This is a genomic window from Geomonas sp. RF6 (assembly GCF_021044625.1).
GTDB lineage: Bacteria > Desulfobacterota > Desulfuromonadia > Geobacterales > Geobacteraceae > RF6.
The window spans coordinates 4,889,442-4,907,111 of record NZ_CP087999.1; the positions used below are offsets into that span (position 1 = coordinate 4,889,442).

Consider the following 17,670-nt stretch of genomic DNA (forward strand, 5'->3'; position numbering starts at 1 on the left):
TGCCCATCAAAAAGCAGAAGCTGTGCCAGCAGGGGTGAAATATTGTGAATACGGTGTAAAGGCTCGTGGCAGGCGGGTTCAACAGGGAGGCAGGGCTGGAGGAGATAAAGATGGTGAAGGGTGAGCCGCGGCCAGATGCTGGCTAGCGGGGCAAAGTTCATTAAAATGCCGAAAAAGGAGGCATGGGCAATCGCCCCCCCTATCTCACCGTTCCCACCTCAGGTTGCCGGAGAAACGCTATCTAATATAATGTGAAGGTGCCGGATGAAGAGACCCGTACGGAATTCTTCACGGAGGTTGTGCACCACTCTGGCAACACCAAGCACCGCGGGAGTTGAAATGACCGAACTGCTACCTGGATACACCGCGAAGGTCGACGCCTTGGACAAGGCAACATGGGAAGAGATCATCGACCACTTTGATGACGCCAACATCTACCAGACATGGTCGTACGAAGCGGTCCGCAGCGGCGAGGAGAATTTGAGCCACTTCCGGCTCGAGAAAGACGGAAAGCTGGTGGCAGCCGCCCAGGTAAGGCTGGCGAAAGTCCCTTTCTTCCACAAGAGGGTCGCCTATCTCCGCTGGGGCCCCATGTGGCACCCCCGTGGCACGGTTGGAGACATCGAGGTCTTCCAGCAGGCCCTGCGGGCGCTGCGCACGGAGTACGTGGTGAAGCGCCGCAAGCTGCTGCGCCTCCTCCCTCTCGTTTTCGAGGACCAGGACGAAACCTTCGGCAGAATCTTTAAGGAGGAAGGGTATGGTCATCCGCTCCTGAACGTGACGCAACGAACGCTCCTGATAGATGTGCAGGCTCCGGTGGAGGAGCTGAGGAAGGGGCTGCACGAAAAGTGGCGCTACAACCTGAAGACCGCGGAGAAAAACGGGCTGAGAATTGAGGAGGGGACGGACGACGCCATCTTCCAGGCGTTTCTGGACACCTACAAGCAGACCCACGAGAGGAAAAAGTTCCTGGAAACTTCCGATGTGACGCAGTATTGCAAGATCCAGCACGGGCTGGCGCAACGGCACCGCATGCGGATTTTCGTCGCGTTTCACGAAGATCAGCCGGCTGCTGGGGTGATCTGCTCCTGCCTCGGGAAAATGGGTGTCTTTCTCTACGGGGGGACAAGCACCGCGGCGCTCAACCTGCGAGCATCGTACCTCCTGCAGTGGAGGGCGCTAAACTGGATAAAGGAAGAGGGAGCGGTCTGCTACAACCTCGGCGGGATCAACAAGGCGCGCAACCCCGGGACTCATCAGTTCAAGTCCGGCTTGTGCGGCAAGAACGGGACGGAACGGTGCTCGGTCGGCTCCTACGACGCCTACGCCAACCCCTTGTACGGCACCCTCTTTCAACTGGCCGACTCCGCCCGTGTATCCATGCGGGACGGCAGGATAAAGCTGCGCGCCTACCTCAGAAAGCGAAAGCAGGAGAAAGGAACACCGAAGCCGCAACCGGCATGAGCGTGTGGCGGCTTCAGATGGAAAGAAGAGAAAAGCCTTTGGCGGCGGCCAAAGGCTTTTCTTATTTTGTCCATCGTCGATCAGGAGTTGGGGTTCATCAACAGAAGCAGGAGCGTACGCGTCCCCTCCCTTTCAAGGGGAGGGACAGGGTGGGGATGGGGTAGATGTTGGTGAGGACGGCCGAACCCCATCCCCCTCCTGACCTCCCCCTTGAAAGGGGAGGTACGCGATGCCTGCGGCTGAAAGCTTTCCGGGCAGTCAAACCTATGCCCCTCCCCCCTGAAACTTCTTCAGGTACGACCTGATCCTCTCCGCGTTGGTGCCGACGTCACTTATCCCCACCCTGGAGGCGGAACGGAGGTCAAGGAGGGATCGTTCGCCGGCAGGCACTACCCGTATGGAGATATCATCCTTGAAGCCGAACCAGAAGGTCGTGTCAGTCGCTTCGATCCTCCCCTCGGCGGGAACCATGGCCACGACCTCCCACCCCATCTCCTTTGCGGTCACCAGGGCCTTCGCAAAAGCCTGGTCGGCAGGCATGTTGAGGATTACCGTCTTCAGATCCGGGTAGGCCTTCAACTGCTCCGAGGCCACAGCAGCCCCTCCGTACTGCACCCGGTCAGGGCGCTGCGGAGCGACAGCCACGAACTGTGGCGGAGAGTTCACATCGGTGCTGATGTCGTGGATCTTCGGGACTCGGCTCGCCTTCACCCCCCACGACACGGGAAGGGCGACAGCTACCACAGCAGCGGCAAGGGCGAGAACGCTCAAGACCATGGAGACCTTCTTCTTCCTTTTTGCGGCAATAAAAAGGGTGACCGCCGCAGCGCCTGCCGCGACAAGCCCGCAGTAGGCCACCACCCTCAATACGGTAAAACCGGTCCGGAAGTGCCAGAGGCCAAGGCGCGAGCCGAAGCCGGCCACAAGAAGTGCCAGCAGGCAAAAGACAGCCAGCACCGCCACTGTCGCGGGCTGAACAAGAAACCTCCCCTCCCCCTTTTCCTCTTCCCCTTTCATGCCGCGCCTCCGATCTCTACCCCGGGATAGTACCGGCAATGGCTCCCGCGCCGTTCGGCAGTTCGAGCGGGATGCGACGTATGTCGCGCGCCCCCGCCTCCTCCAGCATCGCGCTGATCTCTCCCTGCGAGTAGGACCGCCCTTCCGTCGTCCCCACGAGCATGTTCAGCGAAAAGAGCGCCGGGAAGAGGGGGCGATCCTTCGTGTCGTCGAGGATGAACTCCTGCACCATCAGAAGCCCCCCCGGGTTCAGCGCGGCGGCCGCCTTGCGGAGTATCGTGGCGCACCCCCGCGGCCCCTCGCCGTGCAGTATGTGGGAGAGCCACGCCGCGTCGAAGCCGCCGGGTATCTCCTCCGTGTCGAAGTCGCGGGCCTCGAAGCTGATCCGGTCCGAGAGGTTGAAGCGTCCCACCGTCTCTTCGGCGAATTTCCGCGTGCTAGGTAGATCGCAGATGACGGCGAACATCTCCGGGTTTTGCAGGCAGAAGTGAATCGCGTAGGTGCCGGGACCACCGCCCAGATCAAGGAGGCGCTTGCGCCCCTTCAGGTCGAGCCCCTCCGCGACCCTCGGAGCGAGCTGCATGGCGAGGTTGAACATCCCCATGAGGAAGCTCTCCCGCACGGAGGCATCATCTTCGTAGGCGACACTCTCCCGCACCGGCACCCCTGTCGCAACCGCCTGATCAAGCCTTGTCCACGACGGGAGAAGGTGGTGATGGTGCATGATGATGTGCCCCAGGTACTCGGGGGAGGTCCGGGAGAGGAAACGGGCGGCGAAAGGAGTGGCGCCATATCGGGCGTTCCTTTTCTCCAGAAGCCCGAGAGCCGAGAGGGCGTTGAGGAGCGTCTCCATTCCGCGGGGATCGCAGGAGAGTCGTGTCGCCAGTTCGTCGGCGGAAAGAGCCCCTTCCGCCAGCGGCGTGAAGACGTTTAATTTCACCCCGGCCTGCACGGTGCACACATTCCAGTAGCTCCCTGAGAGTTCGAGGAGCTTCGGCACATTCCAGTCGTTCATTTGAGAGATGCCTCCTTTTTCATGGCCAAGCTTACTGTCCGCAGATTACTCAGATTACCGCAGATTTAAAATCGGGAGAACCTGGAGTGGGTTGTAGAGGATGGAAGAGGTTAAGGGGCAGCCGGGAGCTGCCCCCCTGTGTCACTACTTCCCTTCGAAGGGATCCTTGATCTCACGCTCCGGATGGAACATAAGCTTCTTCGCGCCGCGCTCGTTCAGGTACTTCGAGAGCTGGAGGTCGACCTTCACCGGCACCGGGACGCCTGCGCTCTTCATCGCCTGCCGCAGCGTGGCGTCCGCCTTCGCTGCGTACTTCTGGGCGTCCCCCAGCACACGAAGCGACTCCTGAGGGTTGTGGAACCCTACGGAGTTCTCCGCCCCGATAAATACGAGCCTGTAGAATGCCTCTTCATACGCTTCCTTCGCCTGGGCGTAAAGCGCGGGATCTACTTTTTTCCCTTCGGCGTTTGCCTTGTTGGCCATCTCGAATATTTTTGCCACTGTCGCGGTAGCATAGCCGGTGCGCAGGAAGAGAGAGACGGTACGGTCCTGGATCGCGTACACCTTCTTGCGCAGCGAATCGGGAGCTTCCTGGTGGCATGCCACGCACGCCTTCAGGTCGCTCTTCAGAGGGCTCGTGATACGGTGGTCGGAGACCTTCTTCCCGTTCATGGTGACCTGCGGCAGATGGCAGTCGGAGCAGGTGACCCCGCCGGCCCAGTGCGGGCTGCCGTTGGAGAAGAGCTCGTACTCGGGGTGCCTGATGAATCCCATCTTGAAGCCGGTGACCGCCTGCTTCCACTCCAGGTGCGCAGGATTGCTCCTGATGAACTTGATGATGTTCTCGATGGTGATGTGCCCCCTCTGGCTGCCGGCCCAGGGGAAGACGACATCGGTGGAGTTCATGTCCTTGTCCTTCGGTATGACGTAGGTGACGTGACACTGGGCGCATACCAGCGTGCGCCTGTCGTCGCGGGAGAGCTTCGTGGCATCGACGCCGATATCCTTGAGCGCCCTGCCGAGGGTGAAGTTGCGGCTGATCCGGGTGTCGAGGGTGCGGCTGTCGTGGCAATCGCTGCAGGCAACGCCGAGAGACTGCTTGTCAGCCGGAAGCTTCGCCAGCACATCCTTGTACGGCGTGCTGTAGAAGGCGGCGCCCATCTCATTGCGCAGCATCGGCGCGTACGGAGTCTTGCAGGCGAGGCAGGAGCCGCCCGCCTTCTTTCTCCCCGGGTCGACCTCCAGCTGGTCCTGCACCATGAAGTAGTGGCCGCGCGGCTCCTTGTACTCGAGACCAAAACCCCAGCCGTTGTACAGGAGGGCGAGAAATGGATATTCGTCGAGCTTGTCGGGACGCGGGTCGACGCCGACCTCGTAGCCGTGCTTGTACTTCGTCTTGGTAGGGAGCGTCGGCTGCGACGTCATCTGCCACAGCTCATACTGCTCCGGATACACCTTCCCCCACTCCGCCGGGTCTATGGCGTTATCCGCTATCTCCGGCTTCGTCACCTGTGCAGTCTGCGCCTTCGCCTGAGGCTTCGAACAGCCGGCAGCAAGGAGCACGAGCGCTACCAGCGCAAGAGCCGACCATTTCCCCAAACCCTTTACTTGCATGAGATTCCCCCTTACCGTTAGAATGTAGACCCGCTGATGGCGCAGAAGCTTGAAAAACAATGTATCTATCCGGGCTGCACGCCCGATGAGCTGAAGTAAAGGAAGGGTAATAAGAGGTTCTGTAGCAGGAACACCAAGATTGTTACCATGAAACCCCCGTATCGCAAGGGGGGGCGCGGCTTTATAGGAAATCGCCGCAGAGGGGCAGCTACATGATCAGGGTCGGCTCGTGCTCGTGGACGGAGAAATCGCTACTGGAAAGCGGCGTCTTTTACCCCTCCGGCGTATCGTCCGCCGAGGGGCGCCTCAGGCACTACGCCGCAAGCTTCGACACGGTCGAGGTGGACAGCAGCTACTACGCCATCCCGGCCCAGACGACCACCACACAATGGAGCGAGCGCACCCCGGAAGGATTCCTCTTCCACCTGAAGGCGTACGCGGCGCTCACCGGTCACAACATCAACCCGAAGACCCTCCCGAAGGATCTGTTCGAACTCCTCCCCGAGGCGGAGCGCAGGCAGCCCTCCATCCGCATCGCCGACCCGCTCTTTCTCCTGGAGATCGCCGCGGCGCTGGTGTCGGCAGTGGAGCCGCTGCGCAGCACCAAAAAGCTCGGCTTCCTCATATTCCAGTTCCCCCCGTGGTTCGGCTACAAGACCGCACATCTCGACTACCTCCTGCAGTGCAAGGAGATGATGAAGGGGCTTCCAGTTGCGGTGGAATTCAGGCATGGCAGCTGGCTCACCCGGCAGCGAGCCGACGAGACCTTCAGCTTTCTGCGGGAACACAAGATAACCTACATCACCGCCGACGAGCCGCACCTCGGCACCCTTGCGACGATCCCCTTTCTCCCCGAGACGACGACCCCTATCGCCTACCTGCGCCTGCACGGCAGAAACAGGGAGAGCTGGCTCAGCAAGGGGCACGAGCGCTACCACTACAACTACTCCGAGGCGGAGCTCCTGCAGCTTGGACAGGTAGCGCGGGAGATGTCGGTGAAGGCGAGAACGGTCTTTGTCATGTTCAACAACTGCCACATCGGCTACGCCATCATAAACGCCCTGCAGATGCAGAAGATCCTGCACGGTAACGCTCCCTCCGCGCTTCCTTGACAAACCTTGCAGAGATGTAAAAGTCTAGTCATATCGACCGAATCCGGCGATTCACGGGGAAGATGGAGATACTGCAGCAGCGCTCATAGAGGCTGGAGGGGGGCACATGGAAATCCTGGCATTTGCAAAGAAGATGGAACTCGACGGCAAGGCGCATTATGAAAAGCTCGCGGCGCGGTCCGGCCACATCGGGCTGAAGGCCATCTTCCTGGGGCTCGCCCAGGACGAGCAGAAGCATTACGAGTACATCCAGAAGATGGAAGAGGGGATGTCGGGGGCGATGCTCGATACCCCCATGCTGGAGGAAGCGCAAAACGTCTTCAACGTCCTTTCCGCCGACCAGAAGGTAACCGACAGCATGAAGGAAGATACCGACGGCTACCTTTACGCCATGAAGGCGGAGGCGGACAGCGTGAGGCTTTACGAAGATGCCGCAAGCAAGGTCGATAGCGCGGATCATGCCCAGCTTCTTCTGAAGATAGCAAACGAGGAAAAGAAGCATTACAACATCATGGAGAATCTGTACGACTTTGTGCTGCAACCGAAGTACTACCTGGAGTGGCGGGAATTCACCAACCTGCGTGAGCTGTAGCAGCCTCTGAGGCTACGGCTCCCATGCCGCCCCTTCTTCCACAAACACAGGGAGGGTGACTGTGAAACTGTCCGCCTTCTTCCTCTTCATCATCATTGCCGCCTTGGCCGTTGGCGGATTTTTTTACTTTCAGGACACTACCGCGCCGTACGTGGCGCTGAGCCGGGAAAGCGGTCCTCTCTCCGCAAAGGGTGAAATGACCGTCAGAGCGGGAGACCGTGGCTCCGGGCTGAAGAGCCTCACAGTCAGCGTCATCCAGGGGGAGAAGCCCGTCACGGTACTGTCGAAGAGCTACCCGAAGGGAACGGCAAACGCCACAGAGAAACTCGACCTCACACCTGCAGCGCTGAAGCAGGGCCCCTTCAAGCTGCAGGTGAGCGCCACCGACCACTCTATCTTCAACTTCGGCTCCGGAAACTCGAACTCCAAGGTCCACACCTACGAATTCGACAACAAGCCCCCTGCGGTCGTCGTCCTCAGCACCGCCCACAACATAGCCCGCGGCGGGGTCGGCCTTGCCATATACACCGTGTCAAAGGAGGTTTCGAAAACCGGCGTAGCCTTCGACAACCGCTTCTTCCCGGCATACCGCCAGCCGGGCGGCTACTACGCCTGCCTCTTCCCCTTCCCCTTCGACGCTGACGAGACGAAGTACATACCAAAGATCCTCGCCGTTGACCTCGCCGGAAACCAGCGGCTTACCGGGATCTACTTCCATCTCCTCCCGAAGGTTTTCCCGGCGGACAGGATCAATCTCACCGACGCCTACCTCGACCACGTGAACGGCCAGTTCCAGGACCAGTTTCCGCAGGCGAAGACGCCGCTGGAAGTCTTTCTGAAGGTAAACAGGGAACTGCGGGTGGCAGACGCGAAAAAGCTGCAGGAGACGGGGCTTAAGACCTCCCCGACGCCGCTCTGGAAAGACGTGTTCCTGCGCATGCCGAACTCCGCCCCCCGCGGCGCGTACGCACAGCGGCGCACCTACATCTACCAGGGGAAGGAGGTCGACCAGCAGACGCATCTCGGCACCGACCTCGCGGCGCTCGCCCACGCACAGATACCGGCAGCAAACAGCGGGAAGGTCGCCTATGCCGATTACCTGGGAATCTACGGCCAGTGCGTCATCATCGATCACGGCATGGGGCTGCAGAGCCTTTACGGGCACCTGAGCGCCATCTCGGTAAAAGCCGGTGACGTCGTACAGAAAGGGCAGATAATCGGAAACACCGGCGACACCGGCCTCGCCGGCGGCGATCATCTCCACTTCGGGATGCTGGTATCGGGGGAGCAGGTAAACCCGGTCGAGTGGTGGGATCCCTCCTGGATAAGGAACAACATTTCAAGCAAGCTGGAAGCGGCCGACGCCATGAGCAAGACGAAGTAAGGCAGGGTGCCGCACCCGCCTCACACCGGGGATGGCCGCTCCTAGTCGAGCGGCCATTCTTCTCCCGGGATGAATTCCTCGTACATCTCCGCGATCTCCTCTATCTTTCGCCCCTTCAGGCTCTTCCCGTAGGAGGCCACTGCGTCGGCCAGACAGACCTGCAGGAGAAGGGGGAAGAGCGGCTGCTCCATGTAACGGCGCTGCAGCTTCGTGAGAGTGCCGTCGCCCCGCAGTTCCCACGTAAAGTGAAAGAGATGTTCCCGCACAAGCCAGGCCACATCGGGCGCGAGATGGGGAAAGCCAATGCGCTCCATGGCAGCGGGGACAAGGAGAGCCCCCGCCTTCGCGTGGCCGTAGGCATGCCACTGGCCATTCACCATCACCGTCGTTTGCGCCTTGCCGATGTCGTGCAGCAGCGTCCCCCAGAAGACCCGGGGGTCCACATCGTCATCGAGGGCATCGACCGCGAGCATCGTGTGAGTGAAGACATCCCCCTCCGCATGATACGCCTCCGGCTGGGGCACGCCGCGCAGGGCCGCGACCTCCGGAAGAAGTTCATCGAAAGAGCCGTCATTCATCCAGCGCTTCAAAAGTCTCCTGCAATCTGCGCCTCTCAAGGAGAACCTCCTCAGGATCATTGGTCGTGCAGAATGTGATGATGTAGATAATGTAGGCCGGGAAGCCGAAGGCGTTCCCGGCAGAGCCCGGGACCACGTTGCCACCGCGCGTCAGCGCATCGCCCACACCACAGATGCGGCTGTCGCCGCAGGACAGGCTGGGAAGCCTATCCTCCAGCGCGGCGCCGCCATTTCCCTCGCGGGCGAAGGAAGTCTCAGGGGAGGTCCGTCTCCCCCGCGCTGGAGCGTAGGCATCCATGCCTGCGGTGGCGGCGCAGCCGCCATGGAATCGGCCCACTGTTTTTGGCAAGGTCGAGCTCGCCCTACAGAGGCCGTATCCGCACCGTCCCCGGCCCGCCCCTGTCCCCTGCAACCTCGTAGGAAAAGTGCAGAAAGCGCCCGGTCACCTCCAGGTTCGTCAGGAGGTGCCCCGTAATGCGTGAGGTAAAGAAGACAGACGGTTCCCTGCAAAGGGGAAGGTAGAGCACCATCTGGTCCGCGAGGTGCGGATCTATGGGAGCGCCCGCGCGGTGGTGCTGCACCATTTCCTGCGCAGCCTCCTCCCCTACCGTCTCGGCCCGCTTCCCCCGTTCCCCTATCGCCGAGAATCCCGCGATGCTCTCCTCATATTCCGCCTTCAAAAAGATGAAAGTTCCCGCGCCAAAAGCCTTCACTTCTTTCACCCTGACCTCACAAGGGGTATCCGCTCCGAGAGCCTCGCGGATGACGTGCACGGCACTCGCCGCCTCCCGCTCGGCTATCGAGACGGGAAGATTGGCAACCGCCGCCACCCCGCTGATACGCCGCAGCGCCCCCCTCTCTCTCGCGGCCAGCGGCACCAGGGACGACACGGGCTCCACCTTGCAGCGGACCGCCCCTCCCCCCTTGGGGTAAAAGCCGTGCCGCTCCAGGGTGAGTGAAAGCATTACCCCGAGCTTCTTCACTGCAGGAGCGAAGACATCGGTGAGGTAATCCCACGGAGGACTGAACGGTACATGGGTGCCGCCGCTAAAGAGGAGACGACTCTCGCTGCCGGTGAATAGAAGCGCCGGAACGACCGTCTGCAGCACCATGGAGGTGGCACCGGCCGTCCCGATCGGAAAGGAGTAGTTCCCGGGTTGCACCTGCGCAGGGACAAAGGTGAGATCACGAGAGCCCTGTTCCGCACCGGCTATCTCCGCGCCGGAGATGCGGGCAGCGGCCTGCACACAGACGAGGTGCTGCGGCATCAGCCCCGGTTTTTTCCGCGCCTTCCGTATGTCAAATATTCGGAAAGGCTTACCGGTTATGCACGAAAGACTCAGGGAAGTCCGCAGGAGCTGCCCCCCCGCCTCCCCCATGCCCCCATCTATCTCGATCATCTCCGCCCTCGAAATTCGTGCTGGTGCAGATCTAGAGCTAGTGTAACAGCTCCCGCACACCCTTTCTCGCCGCCATATCGGCAGCACGCAGTGGCCCAGGGATGCGATACTCTCCACAGCACCTGAGGACCAGATCTACCGCCTCTTCAAGGGTAATAAGATGCCCGACCGAGACAAAGAGAGGCTTCACCCCGCTCCGCGTTCGCACCACAGCACCAACCGCCTCCCCATCGGATAGCGTGCTCCAGTCCCCCTTCTCCGGCCCCGGCGCCACGTATGTTCCCACGAGTCTCGTCTTGGCGCAGCCGATACTCGGAATGCCGACTGTAACGCCGATATGGCAAGCGATGCCGCAGCGACGCGGGTGGGCGATGCCATGCCCTTCGATCAGCAGAAGATCAGGAGGGGCGGAAAGCGCCGAGAGTGCAGCCAGGAGAGCGGGAGCCTCACGCGAAAAGAAGTATCCCGGCTGGTAAGGAACCGCACACTCCTGCACCACGACGCGCTCCTCCACAAGGCGCAACGGGTCCAGGGTAAAGAGTGCCGCAGCGGCGTGGATAACATCTTCCTGGTAGGCAGCATCCAGCGCCGCGACTGTGCGCGGCTCCCTCTCCAGCCGCCTCACGAGCACGCGGCGCGCCATCTCTCTCTGGAGAGCGTCCGCCGCAGATACATTCGTAGCGCCATTATCCACTTCCGCCTCCGGCTGCAAAGGAATACCCTACTCCATAGAAGGATAAAGCACGGAGAGAACGCCATGGAAAAACCGTTGCGCGTAAGGACGGAAGTAGACGAGAAGGGAAACGAGAAACCGCTGGAGTTTGTTGCCGAAGGGAAGGAAGTGCGCATCGCCGAGATCGTCGATCGCTGGTTCGACAGCGACTGCAACTACTACAAGGTCGTCAGCGACGACGAGATCAGCTACCTGCTGCGCCACAACCTGGAGACCGCGGGTTGGGAGCTTGTGGAGACCCCGCCCACCACCGATGACGTGCCGTCGGAGCCGTAGCCCCCTCCCCTCACTGCCATATCAATAGTCCACTCCGGGCTGCGGCTCGATGTCCTTGCGGTAGGCGTGCTTTATTTCCCGCACCTCGCTCACCGTGTCCGCAAGCTCGATGATCTCGGGATGTGCATCCCGCCCCGTCAGAATAAGATGCTGGAGAGCACCTTTTCTCCGCACCAGGTCGAGCACCTGCTCCAGGTCCACAAGCTTCAGCTTCAGGGCGTTGTTGATCTCGTCGAGGATCACCATCTCGTAGCTGCCGGAATCTATCTTCTCCCGGGCAAGGTCCACCGCATCCTGCGCATTGTCCCTGTGCTCGCTGAAGGGGTACGGGTTCCCCATGATGCCGCAGAACCCTTTCCCCGTGGCGTGCAGCTCGATCGGGCACTGCATCCGCTTGATGCCGTCCCATTCCCCGGCATAGAGGTCCCCCTTCATAAACTGGATGATGCACACCCTGAGACCGTGCCCGCATGCGCGCAGCGCCATCCCCAGCGCCGAGGTCGTCTTCCCCTTCCCGTTCCCCGTTATCACCACGACCAGCCCGTGCCGCACCTTCGGCTCCAGGTGATCTATCTTGTCAGGCAGCGTCCCACGCTTTGTCATCGTCCGCCCCTTTTTCTAGTCTCCCGAAATGAACATAACAGGAAGAGTTGTTACCAAAGTCCTCCCCACTCGCGGGGGAGGGACAGGGTGGGGGGGAAGATGCCGCCATTTCAGCAGATGGCAGCTTCACCCACCCCCTGCCCCCCTCCCCTCAAGGGAGGGGGAACGGCTTGCAGTGCTCACATAGAAATTTCCGGATGACCAATTCTCAACTGGCTTTTGCACCTTCACCCGGCCGTTCCGTAGCTCCGGTGGCCTCACACCATCTTCCGGTACTCCCCTCCGACTTCCATCAATGCCCGAGCGATCTGTCCGAGCGTCGCGTGGCGCACGGTCTCCAGGAGCTCGTCAAAGACGTTCTCCTCGGCAAGCGCCCTTTGCTTCAACCGCTCCAGATAGGCGGGAGCGTCCGCAGCATGGCGCGCCTTGAAGTCCCGCACCCGCGCAAGCTGGCGCTCCCAGTCAGCCGGGCCCGGGCGCACAAGGTGGCTTGGGGGCGGATACTTCTGCGGGTCGCCGTCCGGGAGCTCAAAAGCGTTGTACCCCACAATCTTGCGGCGCGGCGGCTCGGTGTTGTCGCCGTTGATCCGCCGCCTCTCCATTTCGTACCGGGCCGAGCTGTCCGCGATGCATCGCCGCTGGTACCCCTGCTCCGTCGCCGGCCCCACCCCGCCGAGTTGGTCCAGACGGTCGAACTCCTCCAAGACCTGCGCCTGCACTTCCTTCAGGAGCGCGCGGAACGCGTAGGAGCCGGAAAGAAGGTTCTGCACCGCAAACGCCTCCGCCTCCTCGCGCAGATAGTTGGAAATCATCGTTGCCTGGCGCACCCACTTTTCCGCGGGGGTGGTCATCGGCTCATCCGCCGAGTCAACGTGCAGTGAGTTTGAGTTCGCCAGGAGCCCCAGGAGTGCGTGGTAGGTGAGCCGGACCGGGTTTACGGTATCCCACTCCTCCGCCTGCAGCGCGCGTCCCGATGTCTGGGTGTGGAATTTGAGCATCTGGCTCCGCTGCGAGGCGCCGTACACGTCGCGCAGCGCTATGGCCCAGATCTTTCGCACCACCGCGCCGTAGGCGAGCCACTCCGCCTCGTGGGAAACCTTGAAAAAGAAAGAGAGGTTCGGCGCGAAGTCGTCGACCTTCATGCCGCGCGAGAGGAAGTTCTCCACGTAGGTAAAACCGTTGGCAAGGGTAAAGGCAAGTTCCTGCGCAGGGGTGGCCCCAGCCTCCCCAATGTGATACCCGGAAATGCTCAGGGAGTAGAATTTCCGGACGCCGTGGGAGATAAACCACTCCTGAATGTCTCCCAGAAGCTTCACGGCGAAGTCCGGCTGGAAAAGGTTCTCGTTTTGCGCCTGGATCTCCTTCAGGATGTCGGCCTGCACGGTGCCGCGCAGGTCGCGCACCGTAGCGAGCTTTATCTCTTCCCGCTCGGCATCGGAAAGCGCTCCCCTTTCGCGCTCCGCACGCTCCAGCTCGATCTCCTGCGCCGCCACGAAGTACATCGCCAGAATGATCGGCGCCGGCCCGTTTATGGTCATGGAGGTGCTGATCTCCGGGATGTGGAACCCCTCGAGGACGAGCTTCATGTCCTCCCAGCTGTCGATGGCCACCCCTCCTTCGCCAATCTTACCGATGCTCCCGGGGTCGTCGTCACTGTCCCCGCCGTACAGGGTGATCCCGTCAAAGGCGATCGACAGGCGCGGATTCGCCACCCCCTGCGCAAGGAAGTGCAACCGGCGGTTCGTCTCCTCCGGGCCGCGCAGCCCGGCAAACTGGCGCAGCGTCTGCCCCGCGGAGGGCGGGCGGTACGGGTATATCCCGGTAACAAACGGGAAGCGCCCGGGGAGCCCCTCCTCCAGGAGAAAGCGCAGCGACTCGGCGCGGTCGCGGGGGTCGGGTAGCGCCACACGCGGCAGGCGCAGCCGGTTCACCGTCTCCACCTCGGCCTCCATCCCCGCGCTCGCCGCAGCCTTCCCTGAGATCTCGCGCCATTCCTCCTGCCATCTTTCAAGAAGCTGTGTGCAGGAGGGATCGAGGGCATCGCCCCTTCCCGGAGCCTCCCTCACGCGACGCAGCTGCCCCGCCACCCACTCGTCGTACTCCCGCACCTTGTCCGCTATCTGGGCGAGGTACGCCCGCCTGCGGTGAGGCACGAGAGTCGACTTCTTTGCGTAACGGAAGATGTCGGAGGTAGCCCGCTCCTCGCGAGGCCCGCTCCACCCGAGCCTCGAGCAGATCGCGTCGAAGACAGCCGATACTCCAGGGTCTCGCGCCGTCTTCGAGGTAGCAGGATAGACGATCCCGTTCCTGCCAAATTGCGCCAGCGCCCCCTGCAGCTCTCCCAGCGCGCTCTCGGCCCCTTCCAGATCGGCCTTGTTGAGGATCACCAGGTCCGCCTCGTGCAGCAGCTGGTCCTTCTGCAACTGGATGGGGCTGCCGGAGGATTCCCTCGTCTTTACGTAGATCGTGAGGTCCGAGGAGATACGGGAGACATCGACCCCGGTCTGCCCGGTCCCCGGCGTCTCCACCAGGACAAGATCGAATCCGGAACTGCGCATAATGGCCGCAAGCTCCGGGAGCCGCGGGGAAAGGGGGGCGTATGGCGTCCCGGTGGCGAGACTGCGTAGCCACACACTGTCGTGGTAGATGTGATTCATCCGGACGCGGTCGGCGAGAAAAGCGGTGTCGGCGCGGCCCGTGGAAATCGTCGGGTCATTCGCCAGTATCGCAACCCTCTTTTCCGGAAATGCCGCCAAAAAGCGCCGCACCAGCTCGTCGATGAGGGTGCTCTTCCCGCTTCCCCCGTCGCCGGCGAAAACGACCGTCTTCGAGGTTCCCGCCGTCATGGGTGAAGGGTCGATTTCTCCGCGCTCCGCCCGGGTAAGGAGCCTCGTCAACTCCAGATCGGTCTTCACCGGAGCGGGAGTCATCGGCACTTGATGCTCCCGTTCCACCTTCAGAGCGACCCGCTCCGTAAGGTCCCTCGCGACCTCGTCGATGGAGCAGCCGGGCCCGTAGATCCGCTCCACGCCGGACCGCTCCAGCGTGGCGATGTCACCCGCTACGATCGTCCCCCCCCCTCCGCCGAAAACCAGCACATCCGACAGCCCCTTCTCCCTAAGAGAATTCACCAGGTGAGGGAAGAAGTGCAGATGCCCGCCATTGTAGGAGCTCACCGCCACGGCATGCACATCTTCCTGAAGGGCAGCCATCACGATCCGTTCGCACGTCATGTTGAACCCGAGGTAGATGACCTCTATGGGAAAAGTGCCGGCGAGGAGGGCCCTGTTGAGAGCAAGCACCGAAGCGTCGTGGCCGTCGTAGGAGGCGACGGCGGTAAGTATCCTGACAACCTTTTTATCCATAGTCATTCCCGGGTCTCGGCAGCGTTTGGAAAGGTCAAGTGACAGAGGAAGGTGCACCAACAGCACTTATGCCATTATACTCACCCGGTTTTGTCTTGTCTAAGGGCAGGCGCTACGACAGAAAAGAGCCTATGCAAAGGAAGGATAGAGAATAATGAAGGAGGTTTAAAGAAAAGGTCCGCTTGACAGTGCGCTTGTGACTACTACAATTTCCGCTTTAACAAAAGCTGACGAACGCAATGAGCAGACAATGAAAGCAAAGGACGGCGACGAAGCAGAAAACGGGATCCCATGACTGAGCCGACACCAGCCTACACACCGAAAGCTTCCGATGCCAAGACGGTCCAGATGGCGCTCGACGTGCTCGGGAGCCGCAAGAAGAACTTCTTTGCCCGCATCATGCCCTTCCTCGGCCCCGCCTTTATCGCCAGCGTCGCCTATGTCGATCCGGGAAACTTCGCCACCAACATCCAGGGTGGCGCCCAATTCGGCTACCTGCTGATCTGGGTCATCGTCATGAGCAACTTGATGGCGATGCTGGTCCAGACCCTCGCGGCGAAGCTCGGGCTCGTCACCGGCCTGAACCTCGCGGAGCAGTGCCGGGAACACTTCCCGAGGCCGATCGTGTACCTCATGTGGGTACTTATGGAAGGGGTTGCCATAGCCACCGATTTGGCGGAATTTCTCGGCGCCGCCCTCGGGTTCCAGCTCCTGCTCGGGGTGCCCCTTCTTCTCGGCGCGGTCCTTACCGGGATCGCCACCATCCTCATCCTCGGGATGGAACGGTACGGCTTCCGGCCCCTGGAGGCGGTCATCTCCTGCATGGTGGGGATGATCGCCCTGTGCTACGTGGCGGAAACATTCATCGTGCGCCCGGACTGGTCGCAGGTCGCCTACCACGCCTTCGTGCCCAAGTTCTCCGGCGCGGAAAGCGTCCTTCTCGCCACCGGGATACTCGGCGCCACCGTCATGCCGCACGCGATCTTCCTGCACTCCGCGCTCATGCAGGGGCGCATAGTGGTGCGCGACAAGGAGCGGCTAAAGAGCCTGTACCGCTACGAGATAATGGACGTCGTCATGGCGATGGGGGTAGCGAGCTGCGTCAACGCTGCGATGCTCATCATGGCAGCGGCAACATTCTACGCCACCGGGCACACCCACGTCGCCAGCATCGAAGAAGCATACCGCACCCTGGAGCCGCTCCTCGGCAGCGCGGCGAAGTACATCTTCGGCTTCTCCCTCCTCGTCTCCGGCCTCTCCTCGTCGACGGTCGGGACCGGGGCCGGGCAGGTCATCATGCAGGGATTTCTGAAGACGCACATCCCCATCTGGCTCAGGCGGCTCGTCACCATGGCGCCGTCGATGGCGGTCATCGCCTCCGGGCTCGATCCGACCCGCACCCTTGTCATCAGCCAGGTCGTACTGAGCTTCGGGCTTCCCTTTGCGGTCATACCTCTGGTGCTTTTTACCCGGAGCCGCGCTATCATGGGTGATATGGTCAACGCACCTCTCACCACCGCAATCGCCTCCCTGATAGCGGCGCTCATCGTGGTACTCAACCTTTACCTCGTCTACAAAACGGTTACCGGATGAAAGGGATCTTCAAACACATTCTCGTGCCGCTCGACGGCTCTGCGATGGCGGAGGCCGCGCTCCCGGTGGCAGCCTTCCTGACGGAACGGCTGAAATGCCGCGTCACCCTCATGCACGTCATCGAAAAGGATGCCCCGAGCGTGGTGCACGGCCAGACCCACCTGGTGAGCGCGCCTGAAGCGTCGGTCTATCTGAGGGAGGTGGCGAAGAAGTACTTCGCGAGGCCAAGCGAGGTGGAATGTCACGTACATACGACGGAGGTGGACAACGTCGCCGCCAGCATCGTGGCGCACGCGGGAGAGCTGTCTCACGACCTGGTGGTGATGTGCTCCCACGGAAAGGGAGCCGCACTGCACCTTATCCTGGGGAGCATCGCACAGCGGGTCATCGCCATGGACCGCAGGCCGGTCCTCATCACCCATCCCGCGGAGAAGGGAGCGGAGCCGCGCGCATTCAACTGTCGCCACATCCTCGTACCGCTGGACGGTCAACCGGAGCACGCCCAGGGATTGCCGGCGTCGAAGGAGCTTGCCAGAAGCTGCGGAGCAACGGTCCACCTGGCGTTTGCCGTTCCGGAGCTGACGAGCCTCTCCGGAGACAAGGCGATGGCAAGCCGCATGCTGCCGGGGACGACATCGAGACTTCTGGACCTTTCCATGAAGGATGCCGAGGCGTATCTCACGCCACTGGCGAGGGAACTGCAGGAGGAAGGATTTCTGGCAAGCGCCCACGTGCTGCGGGGCGATCCGGCGAAGGTGATAATGGATGCGGCGGTAAATGCGAAGATAGACCTGATCGTTCTGACAACGCACGGCAAGACAGGGATGGATGCCTTCTGGGCCGGGAGCGTGACGCACAAGATCGTCAGCAAGCTGCAGGTCCCCCTCCTGCTGATCCCGGTAACGAAGCTCTAGCTTCCGCTGG

General features: G+C 61.5%; 16 protein-coding genes. 7 read left to right on the forward strand and 9 right to left on the reverse strand.

Going from position 1 to position 17,670, the window contains the following annotated elements; translation table 11 throughout:
* The first annotated feature begins 339 nt into the window (after positions 1 to 339).
* Positions 340 to 1,464, forward strand: a complete 1,125-nt coding sequence (locus LPW11_RS20765) for a lipid II:glycine glycyltransferase FemX (RefSeq protein WP_230995776.1) — start codon at positions 340 to 342, stop codon at positions 1,462 to 1,464.
* A 264-nt stretch (positions 1,465 to 1,728) separates the two neighbouring features.
* Here LPW11_RS20765 and LPW11_RS20770 read toward each other — a convergent pair whose 3' ends face one another.
* The 3 genes from LPW11_RS20770 to LPW11_RS20780 all read right to left on the reverse strand — a co-directional run bounded on the left by LPW11_RS20770 (position 1,729) and on the right by LPW11_RS20780 (position 5,110).
* Positions 1,729 to 2,481, reverse strand: coding sequence for a DUF1499 domain-containing protein (locus LPW11_RS20770; protein WP_230995777.1), 753 nt, complete (start codon positions 2,479 to 2,481; stop codon positions 1,729 to 1,731).
* 16 nt (positions 2,482 to 2,497) lie between these two features.
* A complete protein-coding gene (locus tag LPW11_RS20775) occupies positions 2,498 to 3,496 on the reverse strand; it encodes an acetylserotonin O-methyltransferase (protein WP_230995778.1) in 999 nt (332 codons plus the stop codon).
* A gap of 144 nt (positions 3,497 to 3,640) precedes the next feature.
* Positions 3,641 to 5,110 (reverse strand): ammonia-forming cytochrome c nitrite reductase subunit c552, encoded by a 1,470-nt coding sequence (locus LPW11_RS20780; protein ID WP_230995779.1) that lies wholly within the window; start codon positions 5,108 to 5,110, stop codon positions 3,641 to 3,643.
* Positions 5,111 to 5,322: 212 nt separating this feature from the next.
* On the opposite strand from LPW11_RS20780, the gene LPW11_RS20785 reads away from it, so the two are divergent.
* The 3 genes from LPW11_RS20785 to LPW11_RS20795 all read left to right on the forward strand — a co-directional run bounded on the left by LPW11_RS20785 (position 5,323) and on the right by LPW11_RS20795 (position 8,198).
* Complete coding sequence (locus tag LPW11_RS20785; RefSeq protein WP_230995780.1) at positions 5,323 to 6,222, forward strand: DUF72 domain-containing protein; 900 nt, start codon at positions 5,323 to 5,325, stop codon at positions 6,220 to 6,222.
* 106 nt (positions 6,223 to 6,328) lie between these two features.
* Positions 6,329 to 6,814: a ferritin-like domain-containing protein gene (locus tag LPW11_RS20790; RefSeq protein ID WP_230995781.1), complete on the forward strand. Its 486-nt coding sequence runs from the start codon at positions 6,329 to 6,331 to the stop codon at positions 6,812 to 6,814.
* A 61-nt stretch (positions 6,815 to 6,875) separates the two neighbouring features.
* Positions 6,876 to 8,198 (forward strand): M23 family metallopeptidase, encoded by a 1,323-nt coding sequence (locus LPW11_RS20795; protein WP_230995782.1) that lies wholly within the window; start codon positions 6,876 to 6,878, stop codon positions 8,196 to 8,198.
* A 41-nt stretch (positions 8,199 to 8,239) separates the two neighbouring features.
* Here LPW11_RS20795 and LPW11_RS20800 read toward each other — a convergent pair whose 3' ends face one another.
* From LPW11_RS20800 to LPW11_RS20815, 4 genes are read right to left on the reverse strand one after another with little or no spacing between them, the layout of a single operon-like run.
* Complete coding sequence (locus LPW11_RS20800) at positions 8,240 to 8,815, reverse strand: HD domain-containing protein (protein ID WP_230995783.1); 576 nt, start codon at positions 8,813 to 8,815, stop codon at positions 8,240 to 8,242.
* Positions 8,769 to 9,125 (reverse strand): hypothetical protein, encoded by a 357-nt coding sequence (locus tag LPW11_RS20805; protein WP_230995784.1) that lies wholly within the window; start codon positions 9,123 to 9,125, stop codon positions 8,769 to 8,771. Before LPW11_RS20805 ends, LPW11_RS20800 begins: the two co-directional genes overlap by 47 nt.
* A gap of 13 nt (positions 9,126 to 9,138) precedes the next feature.
* Positions 9,139 to 10,176 carry an RNA 3'-terminal phosphate cyclase gene (gene rtcA, locus LPW11_RS20810; protein WP_230995785.1) on the reverse strand — a complete coding sequence of 346 codons (1,038 nt, stop codon included), beginning with the start codon at positions 10,174 to 10,176 and terminating at the stop codon, positions 9,139 to 9,141.
* 37 nt (positions 10,177 to 10,213) lie between these two features.
* Complete coding sequence (locus LPW11_RS20815; protein WP_230995786.1) at positions 10,214 to 10,870, reverse strand: endonuclease V; 657 nt, start codon at positions 10,868 to 10,870, stop codon at positions 10,214 to 10,216.
* Between the two features lie 63 nt (positions 10,871 to 10,933).
* Between LPW11_RS20815 and LPW11_RS20820 the strand changes: the two genes are divergently transcribed.
* Complete coding sequence (locus LPW11_RS20820) at positions 10,934 to 11,185, forward strand: hypothetical protein (protein ID WP_230995787.1); 252 nt, start codon at positions 10,934 to 10,936, stop codon at positions 11,183 to 11,185.
* Between the two features lie 21 nt (positions 11,186 to 11,206).
* Here LPW11_RS20820 and cobO read toward each other — a convergent pair whose 3' ends face one another.
* Positions 11,207 to 11,788, reverse strand: a complete 582-nt coding sequence (gene cobO, locus LPW11_RS20825) for a cob(I)yrinic acid a,c-diamide adenosyltransferase (RefSeq protein WP_230995788.1) — start codon at positions 11,786 to 11,788, stop codon at positions 11,207 to 11,209.
* Positions 11,789 to 12,045: 257 nt separating this feature from the next.
* Positions 12,046 to 15,159 carry a methylmalonyl-CoA mutase family protein gene (locus LPW11_RS20830; protein ID WP_230995789.1) on the reverse strand — a complete coding sequence of 1,038 codons (3,114 nt, stop codon included), beginning with the start codon at positions 15,157 to 15,159 and terminating at the stop codon, positions 12,046 to 12,048.
* Between the two features lie 285 nt (positions 15,160 to 15,444).
* Between LPW11_RS20830 and LPW11_RS20835 the strand changes: the two genes are divergently transcribed.
* Entirely contained in the window at positions 15,445 to 16,746 is a 1,302-nt protein-coding gene (locus tag LPW11_RS20835; protein WP_230995790.1) for an Nramp family divalent metal transporter, read from the forward strand.
* Entirely contained in the window at positions 16,743 to 17,660 is a 918-nt protein-coding gene (locus tag LPW11_RS20840; RefSeq protein WP_230995791.1) for a universal stress protein, read from the forward strand. The genes LPW11_RS20835 and LPW11_RS20840 overlap by 4 nt, the downstream gene beginning before the upstream one ends.
* The last annotated feature ends 10 nt before the right edge of the window (positions 17,661 to 17,670 follow it).